Genomic DNA, 17,159 nt, shown 5'->3' on the forward strand with positions numbered 1-17,159 from the left:
CTTGTCCTGCCGGTGCCGCCGGGCGGGGCCGGGAGTCTGCCGGCGGTTGTCAGCGGAGCACGGCGAGTTCGGAGGTGATCTCCCGTAGCACCGCCGCCTGCTGCTCGGCCAGGAAGAAGTGGCCCCCGGGGAGGACCTGCAGCCGGAAGGCGCCGGTGGTGTGGTTCTGCCAGGACCGGGCCTCGGCGATGGTGGTCCGCGGGTCGGCGTCTCCGGTGAGCGTGGTGACCGGGCAGCCGAGGATGCGCTCCGGACCGCAGGTGTAGCGCTCGATGGCGCGGTAGTCGGCGCGGATCGCGGGCATCGCCATGCGCAGGATCTCATCGTCACCGAGCAGTCGGGCACTGGTGCCGTTGAGCAGCTTGAGCTCGGCGATGACCGCCTCGTCGTCCTGGCGGTGCACGTTCTCGATCCGGGTGGTGGATGGCGCCCGCCGACCGGAGACGATGACGGCCCGGGGCGCGTGGGTGCCCTTCTGCTCCAGACGCCAGGCGGTCTCGAAGGCGAGGACGGCGCCCATGCTGTGGCCGAAGAAGACGGTGGGACGGTCGTCCAGGGTGAGCAACTCGTCGGTGATCCGGTCGGCGAGGGTGTCGATGTCCCCGATGCAGGGCTCCAGACGGCGGTCCTGCCGGCCGGGGTACTGCAGGGCGATCAGCTCGGTGTCGTCGGCGAGGGCCGCGGAGACGGGGTGGTAGAAGGTGGCGGAGCCGCCGGCGTGCGGGAAGCACACCAGGCGCACGGGTTGGTCGGCTCCCGGGTGGAAGCGGCGCAGCCAGAGCGTGCTCGACGTGCCGGGGCTGGTCATGGGTTCGGGCCTCTTTCGGTGGGGGATTCAGTCCCGGTGAACGGTGATGGCGCCGGACGGGCAGAGCGTGGCGGCCAGTTCGACCGCGTCCGGGTGTTCGTCGGCCGCGGCGGGGTCGAACAGTTCGACCACGCCGTCGTGGTCCTGGTCGAAGACGGTGCCGGCGTTGAGCACGCACTGGCCCGCGCCGACGCAGCGTGCGGTGTCGACGGTGACGCGCATGGACATCTCCTGGGGCGGTGTCGTGGGCTACCAGCGGACCGGCAGCGCGTGCAGGCCGCACAGCACGCCGTCGTACTTGAACGGCAGTTCCTCGGCCGGCACCGCCAGGCGCAGGCCCGGGATGCGCTCGAAGAGTCTGCGGTAGGCGGTCTCCATCTCGATCCGGACCAGGTTCTGGCCCAGGCACTGGTGGACGCCGTAGCCGAAGGCCACGTGATGGCGCTCGGTGCGGGCCGGGTCGAAGGCGCGCGGGCAGGCGAAGGCCTGCTCGTCGTGGTTGGCCGCGGCCACCAGCGGGATGATGCCCTCGCCGGCCCGGATCGGCTGGCCGGCGATCTCGACGTCCTCGGTCGCGACCCGCAGGGAGACCAGGTCGGCGACCGAGTGGAAGCGCAGCGTCTCCTCGACGACCCGGTCGTCCCCGATCCACCGGGGGTTGTCCAGCAGGGTGAGCACGCCGAGGGCGATGTTGTTGGCGGTGGTTTCGTGCCCGGCGATGAGCAGCAGCATCAGCACCCCGGACATCTCCCGGGGCTCGATCACGCCGGTGGCCAGTAGTCGGCTGATCAGGTCGTCACCGGGCCACTTCTGCTTGATGGCGACCAACCGGTTGATGTAGCGCAACAGTTCGCGCGAGGCGGTGTCGCGCTGCTCCTCGGTGGAGGCGCGGATCGCAACCAGGGTGCGGGTGCGGGATTCGAAGAAGTCCCGGTCGGCCGGCGGTACCCCGAGCAGTGCCGAGATGACCAGTGACGGGACGGGCAGGGCGAAGTCGGCGACCAGGTCGGCCTCGTTGCCGGCGGCCAGCATGGTGTCGATGCACCGGTCCACGGTCTGCTCGACGGCGGGCCGCAGCTCCCGGACGCGGCGGACGCTGAACTCGGGGATGAGCGCCTTGCGGAAGCGGTCGTGCTCGGGTGAGTCCAGGCCGACGAACCATCCGGGTATCTGCTCCTGGCGGGGCACGCCCATGGTCTGGCTGATGTTGGGGAAGCCCGGGTGGTCGGGGTTGGAGCTGATCCTGCGGTCGGTCAGGACGGCCCGGACGTCCTCGTGCCGGGTGACCAGCCACACCCGGTTCCCGTTCGGCAGGTGGCACACCACCAGGCCCCGCTGCTCGCGGTAGTCCTGGTAGCGGGGCGGGGGAAAAGCCTCGCCGGGCCTACGCAGCGGGAAGTCGACCACCCGCGGTGCGGCGCTCGTCATGTCGTCGGGTCTCCCTCGGGTGTGGTGCGCTTCAGGGCGTGCCGTAGAACGTGCGGACCCGCTCGATCACGCGGTCCTGGTCGGCGGTCGTCAGGGTGGTGTAGGTGGGGAGGTAGAGGCCGTCGGCGGCGAAACGGGCCGCGTTGAGGCCCGGCCATGCCGGATCGAGGTAGCCGGGCTGGCGGCTCATCGGTTGGAAGAACAGCCGGGTCTCGATGCCCTCGCCGGTCAGGAACTCTCGGAGCTCGGAGCGACGTTCGGCCCGCAGGTCGTACATCCACAGCACGTCCCGGGGCGGCATCAGGGTGATCCCCGGGACGTCCTTGAGGCCCTGGTCGTAGCGCCGCTCGATCTCCTTGCGGGCCGCGAGGAACTCGTCCAGGCGCTCGGTCTGGGCGACGGCGACGGCGGCCTGCATGGCCGTCATGCGGAAGTTGTAGGCGAGCTTCTTGTGGAGGAAGCTGTGGTCGGCGGTGAAGGCCATGGCCCGGAGGTGGGCCAGCTGGCCGGCCAGGCGGGGGTCGTCGGTGAGGCAGATGCCGCCTTCACCGGCTGTGATGATCTTGTTGGCGAACAGCGAGAAGCAGGCGATGTCGCCGACCGGCCGGATGCCGTGGGCCTCGGAGGAGTCCTCCACGACCCGCAGGTTGTACTGATGGGCGATCTCCATGATCGTCGTCATGTCACACCGGCGGCCGTAGACGTGCACCGGCATGATCGCCTTGGTGCGCGGGGTGATCCGCTCCTCGATCCGTGTGACGTCGATGTTCAGGTCGTCGGCGCAGTCGACGAACACCGGGGTGGCGCCCGTGTAGGTCACCGCCCAGGCGCAGGCGATCATGGTGAACTCCGGCACGATGACCTCGTCGCCGGGGCCCACGCCGAGCGCGCGCAGGGCCAGCGTGAGGGCCGCCGTGCCGGAGGAGCAGGCGACACCGTGGGCGGAGCCGTTGTACTCGGCGAAGGCCTCCTCGAAGTGCCGGACGAACGGCCCCTGGGACGAGATCCAGCCGTCGCCGATCGTGCGGTTGACGTACTCCAGCTCCCGCCCGTCGAGGCTCGGCCGGGACACGGGGATGGTGAAGGGCATGGGGTCCTCACTACGGGACGGGCCGCCGTACGGCGGGTCGGCTTGTGGAAGGTCGGGGAAGGGATCAGGTCAGGGCCGGCAGCCCGAGCAGCAGGTCGGCCGCCGCCGACCGGCCACCGGCGGCTCGCTGCGCCTCGCCGACGCGTGCGGCCCGCTCGCGGAAGGAACGGTCGCCGAGCACGCGGGTGAGCTTGTCCACGACGTCGTCCGGGTCGAGGTCCTGCGGCCGGTCCAGCGTGAGGCTGATCCCGAAGTCCCGGCCGCGTACGGCCTGGTCGTAGCAGTCCACCCACAACGGCCGGACCACCAGCGGCTTCCCGAAGTACACGCCCTCGTGGAAGCCGTTGCCGCCGCCGTGGGTGAAGAACACCTCGACCTTGGGATGGGCCAGCACGTCCAGTTGGGACGGCAGCCAGCTCTCGATCCGCAGGTTGTTCGGCAGCCGGTCGCGCGGCGGCAGGAGGTGCTGCTGCTCGGCCGGCAGCCGCCACAGGACCTGGTGCCGGCCGTCCAGGCGTCGCGCGACCTCCACCAGGTCGCCCACCTGCGCCCGGGTGAGCCGGGTGATCGTGCCGAATCCCATGTAGACCACGGAGGACTGCACGTCCAGCCAGTCCATGACGCCGGTCGGGTCGTCGGCCGGCGAGGCCTCCGGCAGCGGCGGCACCATGGCACCGACGAGCTTCACCTTCCCGGGAATGTCGAAAGGATAGTCGAGCTCCCGCACTGAATTGCAGAGCACCATTTCCGCGCGGTCGACCCGCGTCATGGGGCTGGGCTTCGGCAGGCCCAGCTCCTTGCGCAGTCGGGCGTCCTCGGAAAGCACCTTCCCCATCGTGGGGTGGAAGAACAGCGCGAGCGTGCGGAGCTTGAAGAGGCGATTGCTCAACCTCTGGCCGAAACCCATCGGGTAGGGCAGGCCCGAATGCGGGACGGGGAAGTCCCTCGGAGTGTAAGAGGACCCGAAGGGGCTGTGCGAGGTGAGGACGTTGCTCGGCAGGAACGGGACGCTCAGGACGAACGGAATGCCCCGGGTCAGCGCCAGGTCGACGGCGAAGGCACTGACGCAGTCGATGACCATCAGGGCCGGATCACACTTGTCCACGACCGCTGCGAGCCGGCGGTACTTCTCGGCCTGGATGTCGGGCCGGTAGGACTGGTGGATCACCGCCCGGTGTGCCTTGAAGCGCGAGGGCTGGGTCACCCGGCGGTACACCTCGTCGCTCCAGCTGACCGCGGACAGCTCGGAGAAGACGTCGCCGAGGGAGGCGAACTCCACCGCCGACCGGTCCGCGAGGCCCAGGACGTCGGCGCGCCGGGGCTCGTCGGTGGCGAACCAGAGGTCGGGCACGCCCCGTCGGGCCAGTTCGCCGGCCAGCACCAGCAGGGGGTTGAGCAGGCCGCTCTCCGGAAGGCTGGCAAACAGGATCGGCCGTTGCACGGCGCTCATCGGACTCCCTCGGGGCGGGGTTGGCGATCGGGACTGCACCCCACCTTGGTCTCACGCCCGGTGTCGGGAATTCCTTAGTCCTTGGTCCGGTCGGATGGTCGCCCGGCCCGATCATGCTGGTGTGTCCCGATTTGATCGGAAGTGGCCGGTGAAGGGGATTCAAAGGCTCCTCCAAGGATTCCCCGGACGCCCCCGGCCCGTCGGGTGGTCGGACATCGATCGGCGGCCCCGAACCTGGTCCCCGAGCGGATGCTTCGGGCGCGGTCCGCTTCTTGACGAGTCCCATATATTCCGGTCGGAGGCGCCTGGGTACGCTGAACCCCCGTCAGCCGTAATTGCGGGTCGTTCCAGGCGTGGCCCCCGGAATATCGGAATCGTCATCGAATCACTCATCCGTACATCCATGGTTTCGGCCGGAAAGTTCGGCCGCCTGCAACCGCTGTCTCCACCGGTGCCGGAGTTCCGTGCTGAGTTCACGGCGGTTCGGGCCGACGGAGAATGCGCCGGATTGTTTCGGGGAGATCCAACCGCACCATCCGTGCCTTGAAGGGATCCGATTCTCCGTGGTGATGTCATACGCAGCCCAGGCCGGTGCAACCCGGACCGTCGAACCCGATCCCGTCCCGGCCTCCGGCGCGGGACCGCAGCACCAGCCGCTGGCCGGACAAACCGGCCTGACCATGGCCCAGCTCGACCGGGCCCTCACCATCCGGCAGGCGAACGAGGCCTTCTTCTGGCAGTTCGGACGTTCCTCGGCGGACCTCTGCGGCCGTACCTTCAGCGACCTCGTGCACCCGAGCGTCCAACAACCCCTGCTGCGTCAGTTCTCCGGACTGATCGAAGGACGGCGTGACCGCTTCGCCACCGACGTCATAGCAGTCGGTCCGCACGACGAGACGTTCACCGTCCCGCTCACCGCCGTCATGGTGCACGGCGGTCTGCCTGACGAGTCGTCGATCCTGGTGATGATGCCCGACGGGCGCCCGGACTCGGGTGGGTCCGAGGTCGTGGCCGGCCGGAAGAAGTTGCTGAGCGAGATCGACGCGAAGATTCTCGAGGGCATCGCGGCCGGCGTCTCGACCGTGCCGCTCGCCGCCCGGCTGTACCTGAGCCGTCAGGGCGTGGAGTACCACGTGACGTGCCTGCTGAGGAAGTTGCGGGTCCCCAACCGCGCCGCACTGGTCTCCCGGGCCTACTCGATGGGGGCCCTCAAGGTCGGGGTCTGGCCACCGAAGGTCGTGGAGAGCTTCGTCAAGTAGTGGTGTTCCGCCAAGCCCGTGGGTGCTGCGGGGCGTCTCGGCGGGTGGGGGCGGATCAACGTGCTGTGCGCGGGGAGAGCGGGCCCACCTCAGGGCCCGCACCACGTGACCCACTGGGCTACCGCGAGTGGATCAAGCGGCCGGCCGGCCGGGTGGGGGGCAACGCGGCGGGGCGGGTGATGCCGGGGCTGCCGTCCTCGGGAGCGGATCCGTCGAGGAACCCCGGCGAGGAACCCCGCCGCAGGGTTCGCTCAGCCGGCTTCCGAGCGGTCGTTCGCTGCGGCGTCCGCGATCCCGGCGCGGAGCAGTTGGTGCCCGAGGTCGATCAGGGCGCGGGCCGCGGCGTACTCGTCGCCGATCTCGGGGACGAGTGGGTCGTGCGGGTTGCGGCGGGCGGTGGTGCGGGACTCCAGGGTGTTGTCGCCGGTGTCGAGGACGGCGTGGACCTTGGTGCTGTCGCCCTCCTCGAAGAGGTCGAGGCGCAGGGCCCACTGCTTGGTGCGAATCGGTGTCGCGGCGTTCGTGCTCATGTCCGGTCCTCTCAGGGCCGGGTGGGCCCGGGGCCCACCCGGCCGGTCGGGTCAACCGCCCCGCGTGATCTCGATCGTGCGAGGGGGCCTTTCGGCCGTGCCGATCGGTGCGCGGACGGTCAGGACGCCCTGGTCGTAGGCGGCGGTGACGTCCTCCTCGCGGACACCGGCGGGGAGCCGGACACTGCGGGTGAACGAGCCGTAGCGAAACTCGGAGCGCTGCTTGTCCTTCTTCTCCTCGGTGCGCGCGGCACGGACGGTCAGGATGCCGTCGTCCACGCTGATGGTGATGTCCTTGTCGGGGTCGACGCCGGGGAGTTCGGCCTTGATCTGGTAGACACCGTCGGTCTCGGACTCCTCGATACGGATCACGTGCTCGCCTTCCGGTACGCGGAGGTCGAGCGGAAAGTCCTCGAAGAGGTCCGGCAGGGACGGCCACCGGTAGCCGAAGGGGAATCTTCTGAGCAGTTCACCGGCCATCATGGCCTCCAGCGGATAGGGGTCGTGGTACTTCCGTGGTCGGGGATCCGGCCCGGCCGACGGGGGACCAGGTGGCGTTCTCCCGAAGGGTGCTGTGGGAGACCGGGATCAGCAGGTCGACGAGCCGTTCGACGACGTCGCGCAGCAGGTCGTCGACGGTGAGCACGCCGACCGGGCGGCCGTCGTCCAGGACGGGCAGACGGCGGACACCGGAGGTGCGGAAGGTGCGGTACGCGGTGTCGAGGTCGTCGTCGGCGTCCACGGTGGTGACAGGGGTGGTCATCAGGTCCGCGACCGGCTGCCCGGGGTCGTGTCCGTGGGCGAGTCCGCGGACGGTCAGGTCGCGGTCGGTGAGGATGCCCCGTAGTCGGCCGTCGTCGGTGACGAGGACGCAGCCGACCGCCTGCTGCTCCATCCGCCGGGCGGCTTCGAAGACGGTCGCGGCGAGGCCGACGGTGGCCGGCGGTGCGGTCATCAGCTCTGCGGCTTTCATGACGCGAGGGCCCTTTCGACTCCGTTCAACGAGACCGTGACGTTCGACGGCAGCGGCCTGGCGGAGCAGCATCCCCGCCAGCTCTCGGGCCTCGGCGGGAGTGAGCGAGATCCAGACCTCGCCCGTGTCGTACGGTTTGCGGACCGTGTCGAGGACGACGCGGCCGGTGTCCGGCAGGACTTCGGGGATGAAGCGGGACACCGCTACGGTGCGCCCACTGGTCGTGTGCATCAGTTGCTGGGTGGCGGTGCGGGCGTCGTCGGTCAGCACGGCCGTGCCTCCGGTACTCAGGGCCCGGCACGATGAACCGGGCCTCTCCCGTCCAGCAGACCGCCGCCGAGTGCGAGGCGGCAGGGCTGTTCGGCCCTCCGGTGGGCCCTATCCGCGGGGGCCGGCGCGGGCCTGCCCGGCGAGGCCGGACGCGTCGGCGGGCACCGGTGCCGCTCGGCTGTGGGGCCAGGGCCTTAGGACCCTCGCTCAGCACCACCGGCCCGGCGGATGCTCGAATCACCGGCGCTCCCCGCCGAGAACAGGGAGTGATCAACCATGACCACCGAAACCGCCCTCACCACTGCGGATCTGCACCTGCTGGCCGAAGCCGGAGGCCTGGCGCCCTCGCTGCACAACAGCCAGCCCTGGCGCTTCCGTCCCACGCCGGACCTGTTCGGCCTGGAGGTCCGCGCCGACCTGAGCCGGGCCGTTCCGGCCGCCGACCCGGCCGGCAGGGCGCTGCACATCTCGATCGGCGCTGCCCTGTTCAACCTGCGTGTGGCCGCCGCCCACCTCGGCCGCGAGGCCGCCGTCCGGCTGCTGCCGGCCGGCGAAGGCGCGCAGCCGTGTGCCGTGCTCGACCTGTCCGCGCCGGCCCGCACACCGCTGCCCTTCGGCGCCGACCTCTACCCAGCCATCGCCGGGCGCCACTCCAGCCGGCAGCCGTTCACCAACCGGGACGTCCCCGAGGCACTGGTCGCCGAGCTCATCTCGGCGGGCCGGGACGAAGGCGTCACGCTCACCGTGCTGGAGGAGGACGGGGTGCGCCGCGTGCTCGCCCTCACCTCCGAGGCCGAGGCCCGGATCGCCGCCGACGTCACCCGCGAGGCCGAGACCCGCCGCTGGCTACGGCTGGAGCCCTCCTACGACGGCATCCCGCTCGCCGCCCTCGGCTCGCACGACCGCGACGCGCGCGTCCCGATGCGCGGCTTCGCCGGTCACCCGCCGCGCCACAGCACCCCGGCCGAACGCTTCGAGGCGCTGCCGCAACTGGCCACCCTCACCACCCACCTCGACAGCCGGGCGGACTGGCTGCGCACCGGACAGGCCATGGAACGGGTGTGGCTGCTGGCCACCGTCCACGGCCTGCGTGCCTCCGTCCTGCACCAGGCCGTCGAGATCCCCGACACCCGCTGGCGCCTGCGCGACCCGCAGGAGGGACCCGGGCACGTCCAGCTCGTGCTGCGCCTCGGCTACGGCCCGTCCGGTGCGGCCAGCCCGCGTCGCCGGGTCGAGGACGTCCTCGACCCGCCGGAGGGGTAGCCGGATGTTCCTCCGCCCGTCTCCTGCGCGGGGAGACGGGCGGAGGGTGCGGCTTCGCCGGGGGAGCCGCGCAGGCGTGCGGGGTCAGTCCGGCGGGCTCGCGAGCGTGCGCGACATGCCGTCGAGGGCCAGTTGCACGGCCTGCCAGGGGAGACCGGCGTGGAAGGGGTGTCCGGCGGCGTCGGTCTGCGGGTGCCCGCGGACCTGCCGGGTGACGGAGAGGGTGTTCAGGAAGCCGAGGTCGTCGTGGGGCAGGCCGGGGTAGTCGACGGCGGCGACGTACGGCGGGAAGGCGACGAGCAGGTCGAAGGGACGGGCGGTGCCGTCGGTGTAGCGGACCTCGGTGTCGCCGACCTCGTCGACCACGGCCGAGGTGTGACCCTCGATGCCGCGCGCCGCGAACTCGTGGTCGACCACCTGGTGGAGACGCGGACCGAAGGCCTGGACGTAACCGGACTCGTAGGTGGTCCAAGTGAGGTGGACGAGGGATCGGAGCTTGGCCCGGCGCAGCCAGGTGTCCAGCATCAGCGCGATCTCGTACAGCGGCCCGGCGCACTTGTTGTCGGGCGGGACGAGGAACAGCGCCCGCTGGTGCTGCCCGGCCTGCGCGTTTTCCTTATCCGGACGCGGTCGCCGAGCAGGTGGCGCAGGCCGAAGGCCGTCTCCAGGCCGGCGAAACCCCCACCGACCACGAGGACGTGCGGTTTCGAAGGCATCGCGGGATCCGTGCCTCCTACTCGGGTGCGACGATCGGGGGGCCGTCGGGGCGGATGATCCGGCCGCTGATTCCCGTGGGCCGGATGCGCATCCAGGTGTCCCGGGTGCCGCCCGCCCAGGGACGGGAGTCGGCGTGTTGCCGGAACCAGCGCACGGTCTCCTCGTCGGAGACGACCGAGGCGGTGCCGTTCACCAGGACGCTCCATCCGGTGGCGAACACCTCGTCGAGCTGGTCGGCCTCGAAGGCGACCTCGTCGCCTGCCGTCCTGGCGAGGGTGCCGTCGTCGACGGTGCGGTAGAGGATGGTGGCGTCGAGCACGCGGTAGTTGACGGGCAGCGCCACGAGGCCGCGCGGTGCCGTCAGCACCACTCGGCCGACGCCGCCGGGGGAGAGCTTGGCCCAGCAGGCCGCCGGGTCCAACTCCTCCAGGAGTACGCGGGCGTTGGCCCGGGCGTGGCCGGACGGTACGTCGCGGCCGCCGCCGAGCAGACAGCCGACGGTGGTGTCGAGCGCGTCGGCGAGCCGGGTGAGGGTGCCGACGCCGACCGGGACGGGGTGGGTTTCCAGGTACTCCAGGAACCCCGGGTCCAGGCCGCCGCGCTCGGCCACCAGCTCGCGGGTGAGCCCCAGCTGGGTGCGGCGGTGGGCGACCCGGCGCCCGAGGTCGCCGGGGTCGGCCGGGCGGGGGCGCGTCCCGCTGTCGTTCGGGGTCGTCATGGCGATCTCCCCGTTCAGACGGCTTCGCTGTTCGGGACGATCACCAGCGGGACGGTGCAGCGGTGCACCAGGGCGCGGCCGGTGGAGCCGAACAGCAGGCCGCGGAAGCCGCCGAGGCCCCGGCTGCCGATGACCAGGCAGCGGGCGCGGGTGGCGACGGCCGCCAGCATCGGGGCGGGAGAGCCGGTGAGCACCTCGCGCCGCACCCGGATGTCCGGGTACTTCTCCTGCCAGCCGGCCAGCGCCTCGGACAGGTCCACCAGGGACTCCTCGACCAGGTCCGGCTGTGCGGCGTCGGCGGGGCGGCGGATCTCCACGGCCTGCACGTCGGCCCCGGCCAGCGAGGCCTCCTCGAAGGCGAAGCCGATCGCGGCCCGGGAGGCCTCCGAGCCGTCCACTCCGACGACGACGGGGCCGGGACCGGAGACGCCGTCGGGCGGCTCCGGGACGAGGGCGATCGGACACCCCAGGTGTCCGACCAGGGAGGCGCCCTTGGAGCCGATGGGCAGTGCGGAGTGGGCCTCCGTGAGCCGACGGATGCCGAGGACGAGCTGTGCGGCCTCGTCGGCTGCTTCGCGCAGCACCCGGACCGGGCGGCCCTCGGCGAGCCGGGGGGTGATCTCCAGTCCGGGGTGGCGTTCGGAGGCCAGCAGCCGGGCGGTGTCCAGCAGCGTGTCGCCGGCGGCGCGGAGGCCGATCGTCCAGTGGTCCCCCACCGGTTGGCCGATGGGCCAGTCCTGGGCGTGCAGGGGCTGGAGTGGCAGGCCGCGCCAGGCGGCCTCGTCCGCCGCCCAGCGTACGGCCCAGCGGCTCGCCTCGGAGCGGTCGACGCCCACGATCACGGGGCGGCGGGTTTCGAAGCCGTTCATCGCGGTCTCCTTTCGGCTCTGGCCGGCGCCGTCACCGGCTCTGCGAGGAGCCTTGACCACTCTCATCGTCGTGCGCCGTCGTGCGGGTGGGGGAGGGCCGGTCGGGCCCGGAGACGCGGGCCGGTGGGCCCCGCCGCCTTCGAGGGGACGGCTCTCCGTGACCAGGTCGGTGCGGCACACCCCGCACGCCTCCACCTCCGCCTCACCAGGATCTCCTGCGGTCCGGGCGCGGACAGCGCCCGCCCGCTCCCACACCAACGGCCCCGGGCCCCGAACGCCCGTACGGCCGGGGCCGAGCGCTGCTCGGGTATGGGCCGATCAGCCCAACCCGTGCCAAGGGGGACCTGCTGGAACGCGTGTCGGGGCCGGACGGCCCCGTGCGGGACGACCGGTGTCGGCGGACAGTGGGAGTACGGGGGCCGTCCGCCGAGGAGGGCCCGGCGGTGAACCGGAGGAGGGCCGATGGAGACGACGAGGCCACCGCTCGCGGAACTGGATCGACGAGGCCTCGCCGTGCTGGTCGAGACGCTGTGGCAACGGGGGTTCACCGTCATCGGGCCCACCGTGCGCGATGGCGCGATCGTCCTCGCCGAGCTGGCCTCGGCGGACGACCTGCCGCACGGCTGGGGGGTCGAGACCGAGGCCGGCCGGTACCGGTTGCACCGGCGCGACGACCGTGCGGCCTTCGCGCACTCCGCCGGACCGCAGTCCTGGAAGACCTTCCTGCACCCGCCCCGGGCCCGGCTCTGGCAGGCCGACCGGGCCGAGGACGGCACCGTCGTCGTCCGTGAGGAGGATGATCCGCCGCCGCGCTACGCCTTCCTCGGGGTGCGCCCCTGCGATCTGAGGGCGATCGCCGTCCAGGACCGGGTGCTGACCGGCGGCGCGTTTGCCGACCCCGTGTACGGGCCACGGCGCACCGGCGTGTTCATCGTCGTGGTCGAGTGCACCGAGCCCGGTGGGGTCTGCTTCTGCGCGTCGATGGGCACCGGCCCGGGCCTGCCGGACGGTTCGGCGTACGACCTGGCGCTCACCGAGACCGTGGAGTCCGACGGCCTCCGGTACCTGATCCGGGCGGGCAGCCCGGACGGCGAGGACCTGCTCGCCGAACTCCCCACCCGCTCCACCGACGGCGAGCGCGCCCGGACGGCCGTCGCCGACGCCGCCGGGCGGATGGGCCGGGAGATGGACGCCACCGACCTGCGCTCGCTGATGGCCGGCACGATGACCGCCGAACGCTGGGACCAGGTCGCCGACCGCTGCCTCACCTGTGGCAACTGCACCATGGTCTGTCCCACCTGCTTCTGCACCACCACCGAGGAGACCACGGACCTCACCGGCGACCACGCCGAGCGGTGGCGCCGGTGGGACTCCTGCTTCGACCTCGACTTCTCCTACCTGCACGGCACCGGTCCGGTCAGGTCCTCCGCCCGCAGCCGCTACCGGCAGTGGCTCACCCACAAGCTCGGCACCTGGTACGACCAGTTCGGCTCCTCCGGATGCGTCGGCTGCGGCCGCTGCATCGCCTGGTGCCCGGTCGGCATCGACATCACCGAGGAGGTCGCCGCCCTGCGCACGGAGGCCGCCACCGCGGAGGGAACACCGTGACGCACGCCATGACTCCCGTCCCGTACCGGGTGGCAGCCCGACGCCGGGAGAGCGCCGACACGGTCACCCTCGACCTCGTCCCCGAGGCCGGCTCGCTGCGGCCGTTTCGGCCCGGGCAGTACGCGATGCTGTACGCCTTCGGCACCGGGGAGATCCCGCTCTCCGTCAGTGGCATCACCGGCGACACGCTCGGTCACACCGTCCGCGCGGTCGGAAAGGTCAGCGAGGCGCTGTGCCGGGCGAAGGCGGGTGACTGGATCGGGGCCCGCGGCCCCTACGGCACGGCCTGGCGGACCCCTCCCGCCGGGAGCGACGTGCTGATCGTCTCCGGCGGCATCGGACTCGCTCCGCTGCGTCCACTCGTCGAGGAGGTCCTCGGCCGGGTGGACGAGTTCGGCACGGTCTCGGTGCTCGCCGGGTACCGCAACCCGGGCGAACAGCTGTTCCTCGAAGAGGTGCCGTTCTGGCGCTCCCGCGCGAACGTCCTGGCCACCGTGGACCACCCCGAGCCCGGCTGGCGCGGTGCCACCGGCCTCGTCACCGCCCTGCTGGACGAGGCCGACTTCCGTCCCGACCGCTGCGCCGCCTACCTGTGCGGCCCGGAGGTGATGATGCGCGCGACCGCCCGGGGGCTCATCCGCAGAGGCGTCCCCGCCGAGCGGATCCGGGTCTCGCTGGAGCGCAACATGCGCTGCGCCACCGGCTGGTGCGGCCACTGCCAGCTCGGCCCCGTCCTCGTCTGCCGGGACGGCCCGGTCCTCGGCTGGGACCACGCCGACGGCCTGCTGTCCACGCCCGAGCGGTGAGCGCCATGGGCACCCCGCGCCTGGCGGTCTGGAAGTTCTCCTCCTGCGACGGCTGCCAGCTCACCCTCCTCGACTGCGAGGACGAACTCCTCGCGCTCGTCGGGAAGATCGAGATCGGCTACTTCCTGGAGGCGTCCCGCCGTGAACTGCCGCCTCCCTACGACCTCTCCCTCGTCGAGGGCTCCATCGCCGCCCCCGCCGACCTGGAACGCATCCGCCGGGTGCGCGAGCAGTCCCGTTACCTGGTGACCATCGGCGCCTGTGCCACCGCCGGCGGCGTCCAGGCACTGCGCAACCTGGTGAGCCTGCCCGACTACCAGGCCGTCGTCTACGCCCACCCCGAGTACATCGACAGCCTCGACCACTCCACCCCGATCTCCGCCCACGTCCCGGTCGACCTGGAGCTGCGAGGCTGCCCGATCGACAAGCGGCAGCTCCTGGAGGTCATCACCGCCTACCTCGCCGACCGCAAACCCGACATCCCCACCCACAGCGTCTGCTTCGAGTGCAAGCTGCGCGGCACCACCTGCGTCACCGTCGCCCACGGCACCCCGTGCCTCGGCCCGGTCACCCAGGCCGGCTGCGGCGCGCTCTGCCCGGCCTACGGGCGCGGCTGCTACGGCTGCTTCGGCCCCATGGAGACGCCCAACACCCGCGCCATGCTGCCGCTGCTGCGCCGCGACGGGGTGACGGAGGCGGACGCCGCCCGGCTCTACCGCACCTTCAACGCCGAGGCCCCCGGCTTCGCGGAGGCCGCCCGGGCGGCGACGGAGGAGGACAGCGGATGACCCACGGTTCCCAACGGCTGCTCACCGTCGGCGCGTTGGCCCGCGTCGAGGGCGAGGGCGCGTTGCACGTCGCGGTTCGCGGGGACGAGGTGGAGGCCGTCCGGCTGGAGATCTACGAGCCTCCGCGCTACTTCGAGGCTCTGCTGCGCGGGCGCAGTTACACCGAGCCGCCCGACCTCACCTCCCGCATCTGCGGAATCTGCCCGGTGGCGTACCAGATGAGCGCCTGCCGCGCGGTCGAGGAGGCCTGCGGGGTCGTGGTGGACGGCCAGCTGGCCCAGCTGCGAAGGCTGTTGTACTGCGGCGAGTGGATCGAGAGCCACACGCTGCACATCTACCTGCTGCACGCCCCCGACTTCCTGCACCTGCCCGACGCCCTGGCGCTGGCCCGCGCCGACGCGGCGCTGCTCCAGCGCGGGCTGCGGCTGAAGAAGGCCGGCAACGAGATCGTCGAGATCCTCGGCGGGCGCGCGATCCATCCGGTCAACGTCCGGGTGGGCGGCTTCCACCGGCTCCCGACGCAGGCCGAACTCGACCACCTGGCAATGGTGTTGCGCCAGGCGCGGACGGACGCCGAGGACACCCTCGGCTGGGTGGCCGGGTTCGAGTTCCCGCCGCTGACAGTCCGGCACGAGCTGCTCGCCCTGACCGAGCCAGACGGCTACGCCATCGACTCCGGCACCCCCACCGCCGCCCTCTCCGGCACCTTCGCGCTGCGGGACTTCGAGCAGCGCGTCCGGGAACACCAGGTGCCGCACTCCACCGCCCTGCACGCCACCCTCGCCGGCCGGCCCCACCTCACCGGGCCGCTCGCCCGCTGGAACCTCGGCAGCGAGCGGCTGCCCGACGGCATCCGCACCTTGGCCGCCGAGGCCGGGCTCGGCCAGCACTGCGACAACCCCTTCCGCACCATCGTGATCAGGGCGGTCGAGGTGCTGTGGGCCGTCACCGAGGCCCAACGCGTCATCGAGCGGTACGAGCGCCCGCTCGCCCCGGCCGTGCCCGTCGCGCCGCGGGCGGGCACCGGGTACGGCGCCACCGAGGCCCCGCGCGGACTGCTCTACCACCGGTACGACCTGGACGACGCCGGCATTGTCCGGCGGGCCGTCATCGTCCCTCCGACCGCGCAGAACCAGAGCGCGATCGAGGCCGACCTGCGGCCTTCATCCAGCCCCGGCTGCACCTCGACGACGCCGAGTTGACCCGTCAGTGCGAGCAGGCGATCCGCAACTACGACCCCTGCATCTCCTGCGCGGCGCACTTCCTCGCCCTCACCGTGGACCGGGGTTGAGGGAGTGGGCGGCCAGCGGATCGTCGTCATCGGCGTCGGCAACGAGTACCGCCACGACGACGGCGCCGCCGTGGCCGTCCTGGCCGAACTCGCGGCGGGAGGCCTCGCCGCCGACCGCCTCACCCTCTGCGACGGTGAGTCCACCCGACTCATGGAGCTGTGGGAGGGCGCCGACCTGGCGGTCGTGGTCGACGCGGTGCACGGCCACCCTGGCGAGCCGGGCCGGATCCACCGGGTCACCGTCGACGCCGACCACCTGCTCGCCGACCCCCTGGCGGACGACGAGGCGGCGGCCGGAACCCACGGCCTGGGCCTCGGCCACGGTGTCGCGCTGGCCGCCGCACTCGGCAGGCTGCCGCGCGAGCTGCTGATCGTCGCGGTGGAGGGCGTGGACTTCTCGATCGGCGAGGGCCTGAGCCCGGCTGTCGTCGACGCGGTGCCGCGCGTCGTCGCCGAGGTCCGCCGGGCGGTGGAAGGGCACCGGGCGGAGGCGTCATGACACCGAACCGCGGACGGTCGAGGCCTGCGGCTCGCGAGCAGCAGCCGCCCGCCGTCACCGAAACCGAGCGCACCCGATCGGGCGGGTGCCTCCCCGTGCCCGGTCGGCCCATCCGTCCGCCGTTCCTCTTCCCCTGGGGCGCCGTCGGCGTCCGGAGTACGGTGGAAGAGCCACTGTCCGCGGCCTGCGGGTTCGGTCCGTGGTGCCCCGGCGACAGCGTCAGGCCGATCCAGGCGAGCCAAGGGCAGGTGTTTCCGACATGACCGCAACCTCCGAGCCCGGCGGTGCCCGGGTGTCCCACCCGGAGCCGCCCGCGCGGCTCTCGCTGGTCCCCGAGGGCGTCGCCCCGGGGCGGCTGGGCGGGGCCTGGTGGCCCCGTTCCCGCGACCTCCTTCGTGAACTCCCCCCGCTGGCGGCGACGCTGGCCCCGTCGTGGGGAGAGGTCCTCCGCGTCACCGTGAACCCGGCGCACTGGCCGGTCATCCCCCGGCGCGTCCCGGTCACCGGCCATGTCATCCACGTCGGCTGGTTCGAACAGGAACAGGACGCGGAGGAGGTGGTGGTGTGCTCCTTCGTGCCCCGGCGACTGGACCTCCTGGTGATTCCCCCCGAGACCGAGGCCCCGACCGCCGAGTGGCTGATGACGGCGGTATGCGAACCGGCCAACACCCGCACCGCCACCGAACTCCTGGCCGCCGCGGGCGCCCCGACGGAAGGCGCACGGACAGGCAGGTGACCACGGTCAGTGGCGGACGGCGCTCCGCTCCCGACCGGCCGACCCCTCCCGTGACG

The 17,159-nt window shown here is 72.2% G+C and carries 19 protein-coding genes; 8 read left to right on the forward strand and 11 right to left on the reverse strand.

Features of this window, described 5'->3' with window-relative positions; all coding sequences use genetic code 11:
• Positions 1 to 49 precede the first annotated feature (49 nt).
• The 5 genes from AB0O19_RS28030 to AB0O19_RS28050 all read right to left on the reverse strand — a co-directional run bounded on the left by AB0O19_RS28030 (position 50) and on the right by AB0O19_RS28050 (position 4,776).
• Positions 50 to 808 (reverse strand): alpha/beta fold hydrolase, encoded by a 759-nt coding sequence (locus AB0O19_RS28030; RefSeq protein WP_363623419.1) that lies wholly within the window; start codon positions 806 to 808, stop codon positions 50 to 52.
• Positions 809 to 835: 27 nt separating this feature from the next.
• Positions 836 to 1,030 carry a ferredoxin gene (locus AB0O19_RS28035; protein ID WP_363623421.1) on the reverse strand — a complete coding sequence of 65 codons (195 nt, stop codon included), beginning with the start codon at positions 1,028 to 1,030 and terminating at the stop codon, positions 836 to 838.
• 27 nt (positions 1,031 to 1,057) lie between these two features.
• The gene (locus tag AB0O19_RS28040) at positions 1,058 to 2,236 is read right to left on the reverse strand and encodes a cytochrome P450 (RefSeq protein ID WP_363623423.1); all 1,179 of its coding nucleotides are present in this window, start codon (positions 2,234 to 2,236) and stop codon (positions 1,058 to 1,060) included.
• A 31-nt stretch (positions 2,237 to 2,267) separates the two neighbouring features.
• Positions 2,268 to 3,326, reverse strand: coding sequence for a DegT/DnrJ/EryC1/StrS aminotransferase family protein (locus AB0O19_RS28045; protein ID WP_363623425.1), 1,059 nt, complete (start codon positions 3,324 to 3,326; stop codon positions 2,268 to 2,270).
• Between the two features lie 64 nt (positions 3,327 to 3,390).
• Positions 3,391 to 4,776: a glycosyltransferase gene (locus AB0O19_RS28050; RefSeq protein ID WP_363623427.1), complete on the reverse strand. Its 1,386-nt coding sequence runs from the start codon at positions 4,774 to 4,776 to the stop codon at positions 3,391 to 3,393.
• A 680-nt stretch (positions 4,777 to 5,456) separates the two neighbouring features.
• Between AB0O19_RS28050 and AB0O19_RS28055 the strand changes: the two genes are divergently transcribed.
• Entirely contained in the window at positions 5,457 to 6,035 is a 579-nt protein-coding gene (locus tag AB0O19_RS28055; RefSeq protein WP_363623572.1) for a LuxR C-terminal-related transcriptional regulator, read from the forward strand.
• Positions 6,036 to 6,286: 251 nt separating this feature from the next.
• Here the strand turns inward: AB0O19_RS28055 and AB0O19_RS28060 are convergent, their stop codons facing one another.
• Genes AB0O19_RS28060 through AB0O19_RS28070 form a run of 3 tightly spaced genes read right to left on the reverse strand, consistent with a single transcriptional unit; the run spans position 6,287 to position 7,808 of the window.
• Entirely contained in the window at positions 6,287 to 6,565 is a 279-nt protein-coding gene (locus AB0O19_RS28060; RefSeq protein ID WP_363623429.1) for a dsRBD fold-containing protein, read from the reverse strand.
• Positions 6,566 to 6,616: 51 nt separating this feature from the next.
• Complete coding sequence (locus tag AB0O19_RS28065) at positions 6,617 to 7,048, reverse strand: Hsp20/alpha crystallin family protein (protein WP_363623431.1); 432 nt, start codon at positions 7,046 to 7,048, stop codon at positions 6,617 to 6,619.
• Positions 7,035 to 7,808: a CBS domain-containing protein gene (locus AB0O19_RS28070; protein ID WP_363623433.1), complete on the reverse strand. Its 774-nt coding sequence runs from the start codon at positions 7,806 to 7,808 to the stop codon at positions 7,035 to 7,037. Before AB0O19_RS28070 ends, AB0O19_RS28065 begins: the two co-directional genes overlap by 14 nt.
• A gap of 276 nt (positions 7,809 to 8,084) precedes the next feature.
• On the opposite strand from AB0O19_RS28070, the gene AB0O19_RS28075 reads away from it, so the two are divergent.
• A complete protein-coding gene (locus AB0O19_RS28075; RefSeq protein ID WP_363623435.1) occupies positions 8,085 to 9,071 on the forward strand; it encodes a hypothetical protein in 987 nt (328 codons plus the stop codon).
• Positions 9,072 to 9,155: 84 nt separating this feature from the next.
• Here the strand turns inward: AB0O19_RS28075 and AB0O19_RS28080 are convergent, their stop codons facing one another.
• From AB0O19_RS28080 to AB0O19_RS28090, 3 genes are all read right to left on the reverse strand, one after another.
• The gene (locus AB0O19_RS28080) at positions 9,156 to 9,596 is read right to left on the reverse strand and encodes a hypothetical protein (protein ID WP_363623436.1); all 441 of its coding nucleotides are present in this window, start codon (positions 9,594 to 9,596) and stop codon (positions 9,156 to 9,158) included.
• Between the two features lie 208 nt (positions 9,597 to 9,804).
• On the reverse strand, positions 9,805 to 10,506 hold the full coding sequence (locus tag AB0O19_RS28085) for a pyridoxamine 5'-phosphate oxidase family protein (RefSeq protein WP_363623437.1): 702 nt from the start codon (positions 10,504 to 10,506) through the stop codon (positions 9,805 to 9,807).
• Between the two features lie 14 nt (positions 10,507 to 10,520).
• Entirely contained in the window at positions 10,521 to 11,375 is an 855-nt protein-coding gene (locus tag AB0O19_RS28090; protein WP_363623438.1) for a universal stress protein, read from the reverse strand.
• Positions 11,376 to 11,837: 462 nt separating this feature from the next.
• On the opposite strand from AB0O19_RS28090, the gene AB0O19_RS28095 reads away from it, so the two are divergent.
• From AB0O19_RS28095 to AB0O19_RS28120, 6 genes are all read left to right on the forward strand, one after another.
• Positions 11,838 to 12,983 (forward strand): 4Fe-4S dicluster domain-containing protein, encoded by a 1,146-nt coding sequence (locus AB0O19_RS28095; protein WP_363623439.1) that lies wholly within the window; start codon positions 11,838 to 11,840, stop codon positions 12,981 to 12,983.
• Positions 12,984 to 12,991: 8 nt separating this feature from the next.
• Positions 12,992 to 13,789: an FAD/NAD(P)-binding protein gene (locus tag AB0O19_RS28100; RefSeq protein ID WP_363623574.1), complete on the forward strand. Its 798-nt coding sequence runs from the start codon at positions 12,992 to 12,994 to the stop codon at positions 13,787 to 13,789.
• Between the two features lie 5 nt (positions 13,790 to 13,794).
• A complete protein-coding gene (locus AB0O19_RS28105) occupies positions 13,795 to 14,577 on the forward strand; it encodes an oxidoreductase (RefSeq protein ID WP_363623441.1) in 783 nt (260 codons plus the stop codon).
• Positions 14,574 to 15,779: a nickel-dependent hydrogenase large subunit gene (locus AB0O19_RS28110; protein ID WP_363623443.1), complete on the forward strand. Its 1,206-nt coding sequence runs from the start codon at positions 14,574 to 14,576 to the stop codon at positions 15,777 to 15,779. Before AB0O19_RS28105 ends, AB0O19_RS28110 begins: the two co-directional genes overlap by 4 nt.
• Before the next feature lie 93 nt (positions 15,780 to 15,872).
• Complete coding sequence (locus AB0O19_RS28115; protein ID WP_363623445.1) at positions 15,873 to 16,367, forward strand: hydrogenase maturation protease; 495 nt, start codon at positions 15,873 to 15,875, stop codon at positions 16,365 to 16,367.
• A 259-nt stretch (positions 16,368 to 16,626) separates the two neighbouring features.
• Complete coding sequence (locus tag AB0O19_RS28120; protein WP_363623447.1) at positions 16,627 to 17,103, forward strand: DUF5994 family protein; 477 nt, start codon at positions 16,627 to 16,629, stop codon at positions 17,101 to 17,103.
• The last annotated feature ends 56 nt before the right edge of the window (positions 17,104 to 17,159 follow it).

The sequence above is a fragment of the Kitasatospora sp. NPDC091276 genome, from assembly GCF_040684355.1.
In the GTDB taxonomy this organism is placed as follows: Bacteria; Actinomycetota; Actinomycetes; order Streptomycetales; family Streptomycetaceae; genus Kitasatospora.

Excerpts from the sequence above, each read along its gene's own strand:
- AB0O19_RS28030 (WP_363623419.1), bottom strand. The coding sequence starts at position 808 with ATGACCAGCCCCGGCACGTCGAGCACGCTCTGGCTGCGCCGCTTCCAC.
- AB0O19_RS28035 (WP_363623421.1), bottom strand. The coding sequence starts at position 1,030 with ATGCGCGTCACCGTCGACACCGCACGCTGCGTCGGCGCGGGCCAGTGC.
- AB0O19_RS28040 (WP_363623423.1), bottom strand. The coding sequence starts at position 2,236 with ATGACGAGCGCCGCACCGCGGGTGGTCGACTTCCCGCTGCGTAGGCCC.
- AB0O19_RS28045 (WP_363623425.1), bottom strand. The coding sequence starts at position 3,326 with ATGCCCTTCACCATCCCCGTGTCCCGGCCGAGCCTCGACGGGCGGGAG.
- AB0O19_RS28050 (WP_363623427.1), bottom strand. The coding sequence starts at position 4,776 with ATGAGCGCCGTGCAACGGCCGATCCTGTTTGCCAGCCTTCCGGAGAGC.
- AB0O19_RS28055 (WP_363623572.1), top strand. The coding sequence starts at position 5,457 with ATGGCCCAGCTCGACCGGGCCCTCACCATCCGGCAGGCGAACGAGGCC.
- AB0O19_RS28060 (WP_363623429.1), bottom strand. The coding sequence starts at position 6,565 with ATGAGCACGAACGCCGCGACACCGATTCGCACCAAGCAGTGGGCCCTG.
- AB0O19_RS28065 (WP_363623431.1), bottom strand. The coding sequence starts at position 7,048 with ATGATGGCCGGTGAACTGCTCAGAAGATTCCCCTTCGGCTACCGGTGG.
- AB0O19_RS28075 (WP_363623435.1), top strand. The coding sequence starts at position 8,085 with ATGACCACCGAAACCGCCCTCACCACTGCGGATCTGCACCTGCTGGCC.
- AB0O19_RS28080 (WP_363623436.1), bottom strand. The coding sequence starts at position 9,596 with ATGCTGGACACCTGGCTGCGCCGGGCCAAGCTCCGATCCCTCGTCCAC.
- AB0O19_RS28085 (WP_363623437.1), bottom strand. The coding sequence starts at position 10,506 with ATGACGACCCCGAACGACAGCGGGACGCGCCCCCGCCCGGCCGACCCC.
- AB0O19_RS28090 (WP_363623438.1), bottom strand. The coding sequence starts at position 11,375 with ATGAACGGCTTCGAAACCCGCCGCCCCGTGATCGTGGGCGTCGACCGC.
- AB0O19_RS28095 (WP_363623439.1), top strand. The coding sequence starts at position 11,838 with ATGGAGACGACGAGGCCACCGCTCGCGGAACTGGATCGACGAGGCCTC.
- AB0O19_RS28100 (WP_363623574.1), top strand. The coding sequence starts at position 12,992 with ATGACTCCCGTCCCGTACCGGGTGGCAGCCCGACGCCGGGAGAGCGCC.
- AB0O19_RS28105 (WP_363623441.1), top strand. The coding sequence starts at position 13,795 with ATGGGCACCCCGCGCCTGGCGGTCTGGAAGTTCTCCTCCTGCGACGGC.
- AB0O19_RS28110 (WP_363623443.1), top strand. The coding sequence starts at position 14,574 with ATGACCCACGGTTCCCAACGGCTGCTCACCGTCGGCGCGTTGGCCCGC.
- AB0O19_RS28120 (WP_363623447.1), top strand. The coding sequence starts at position 16,627 with ATGACCGCAACCTCCGAGCCCGGCGGTGCCCGGGTGTCCCACCCGGAG.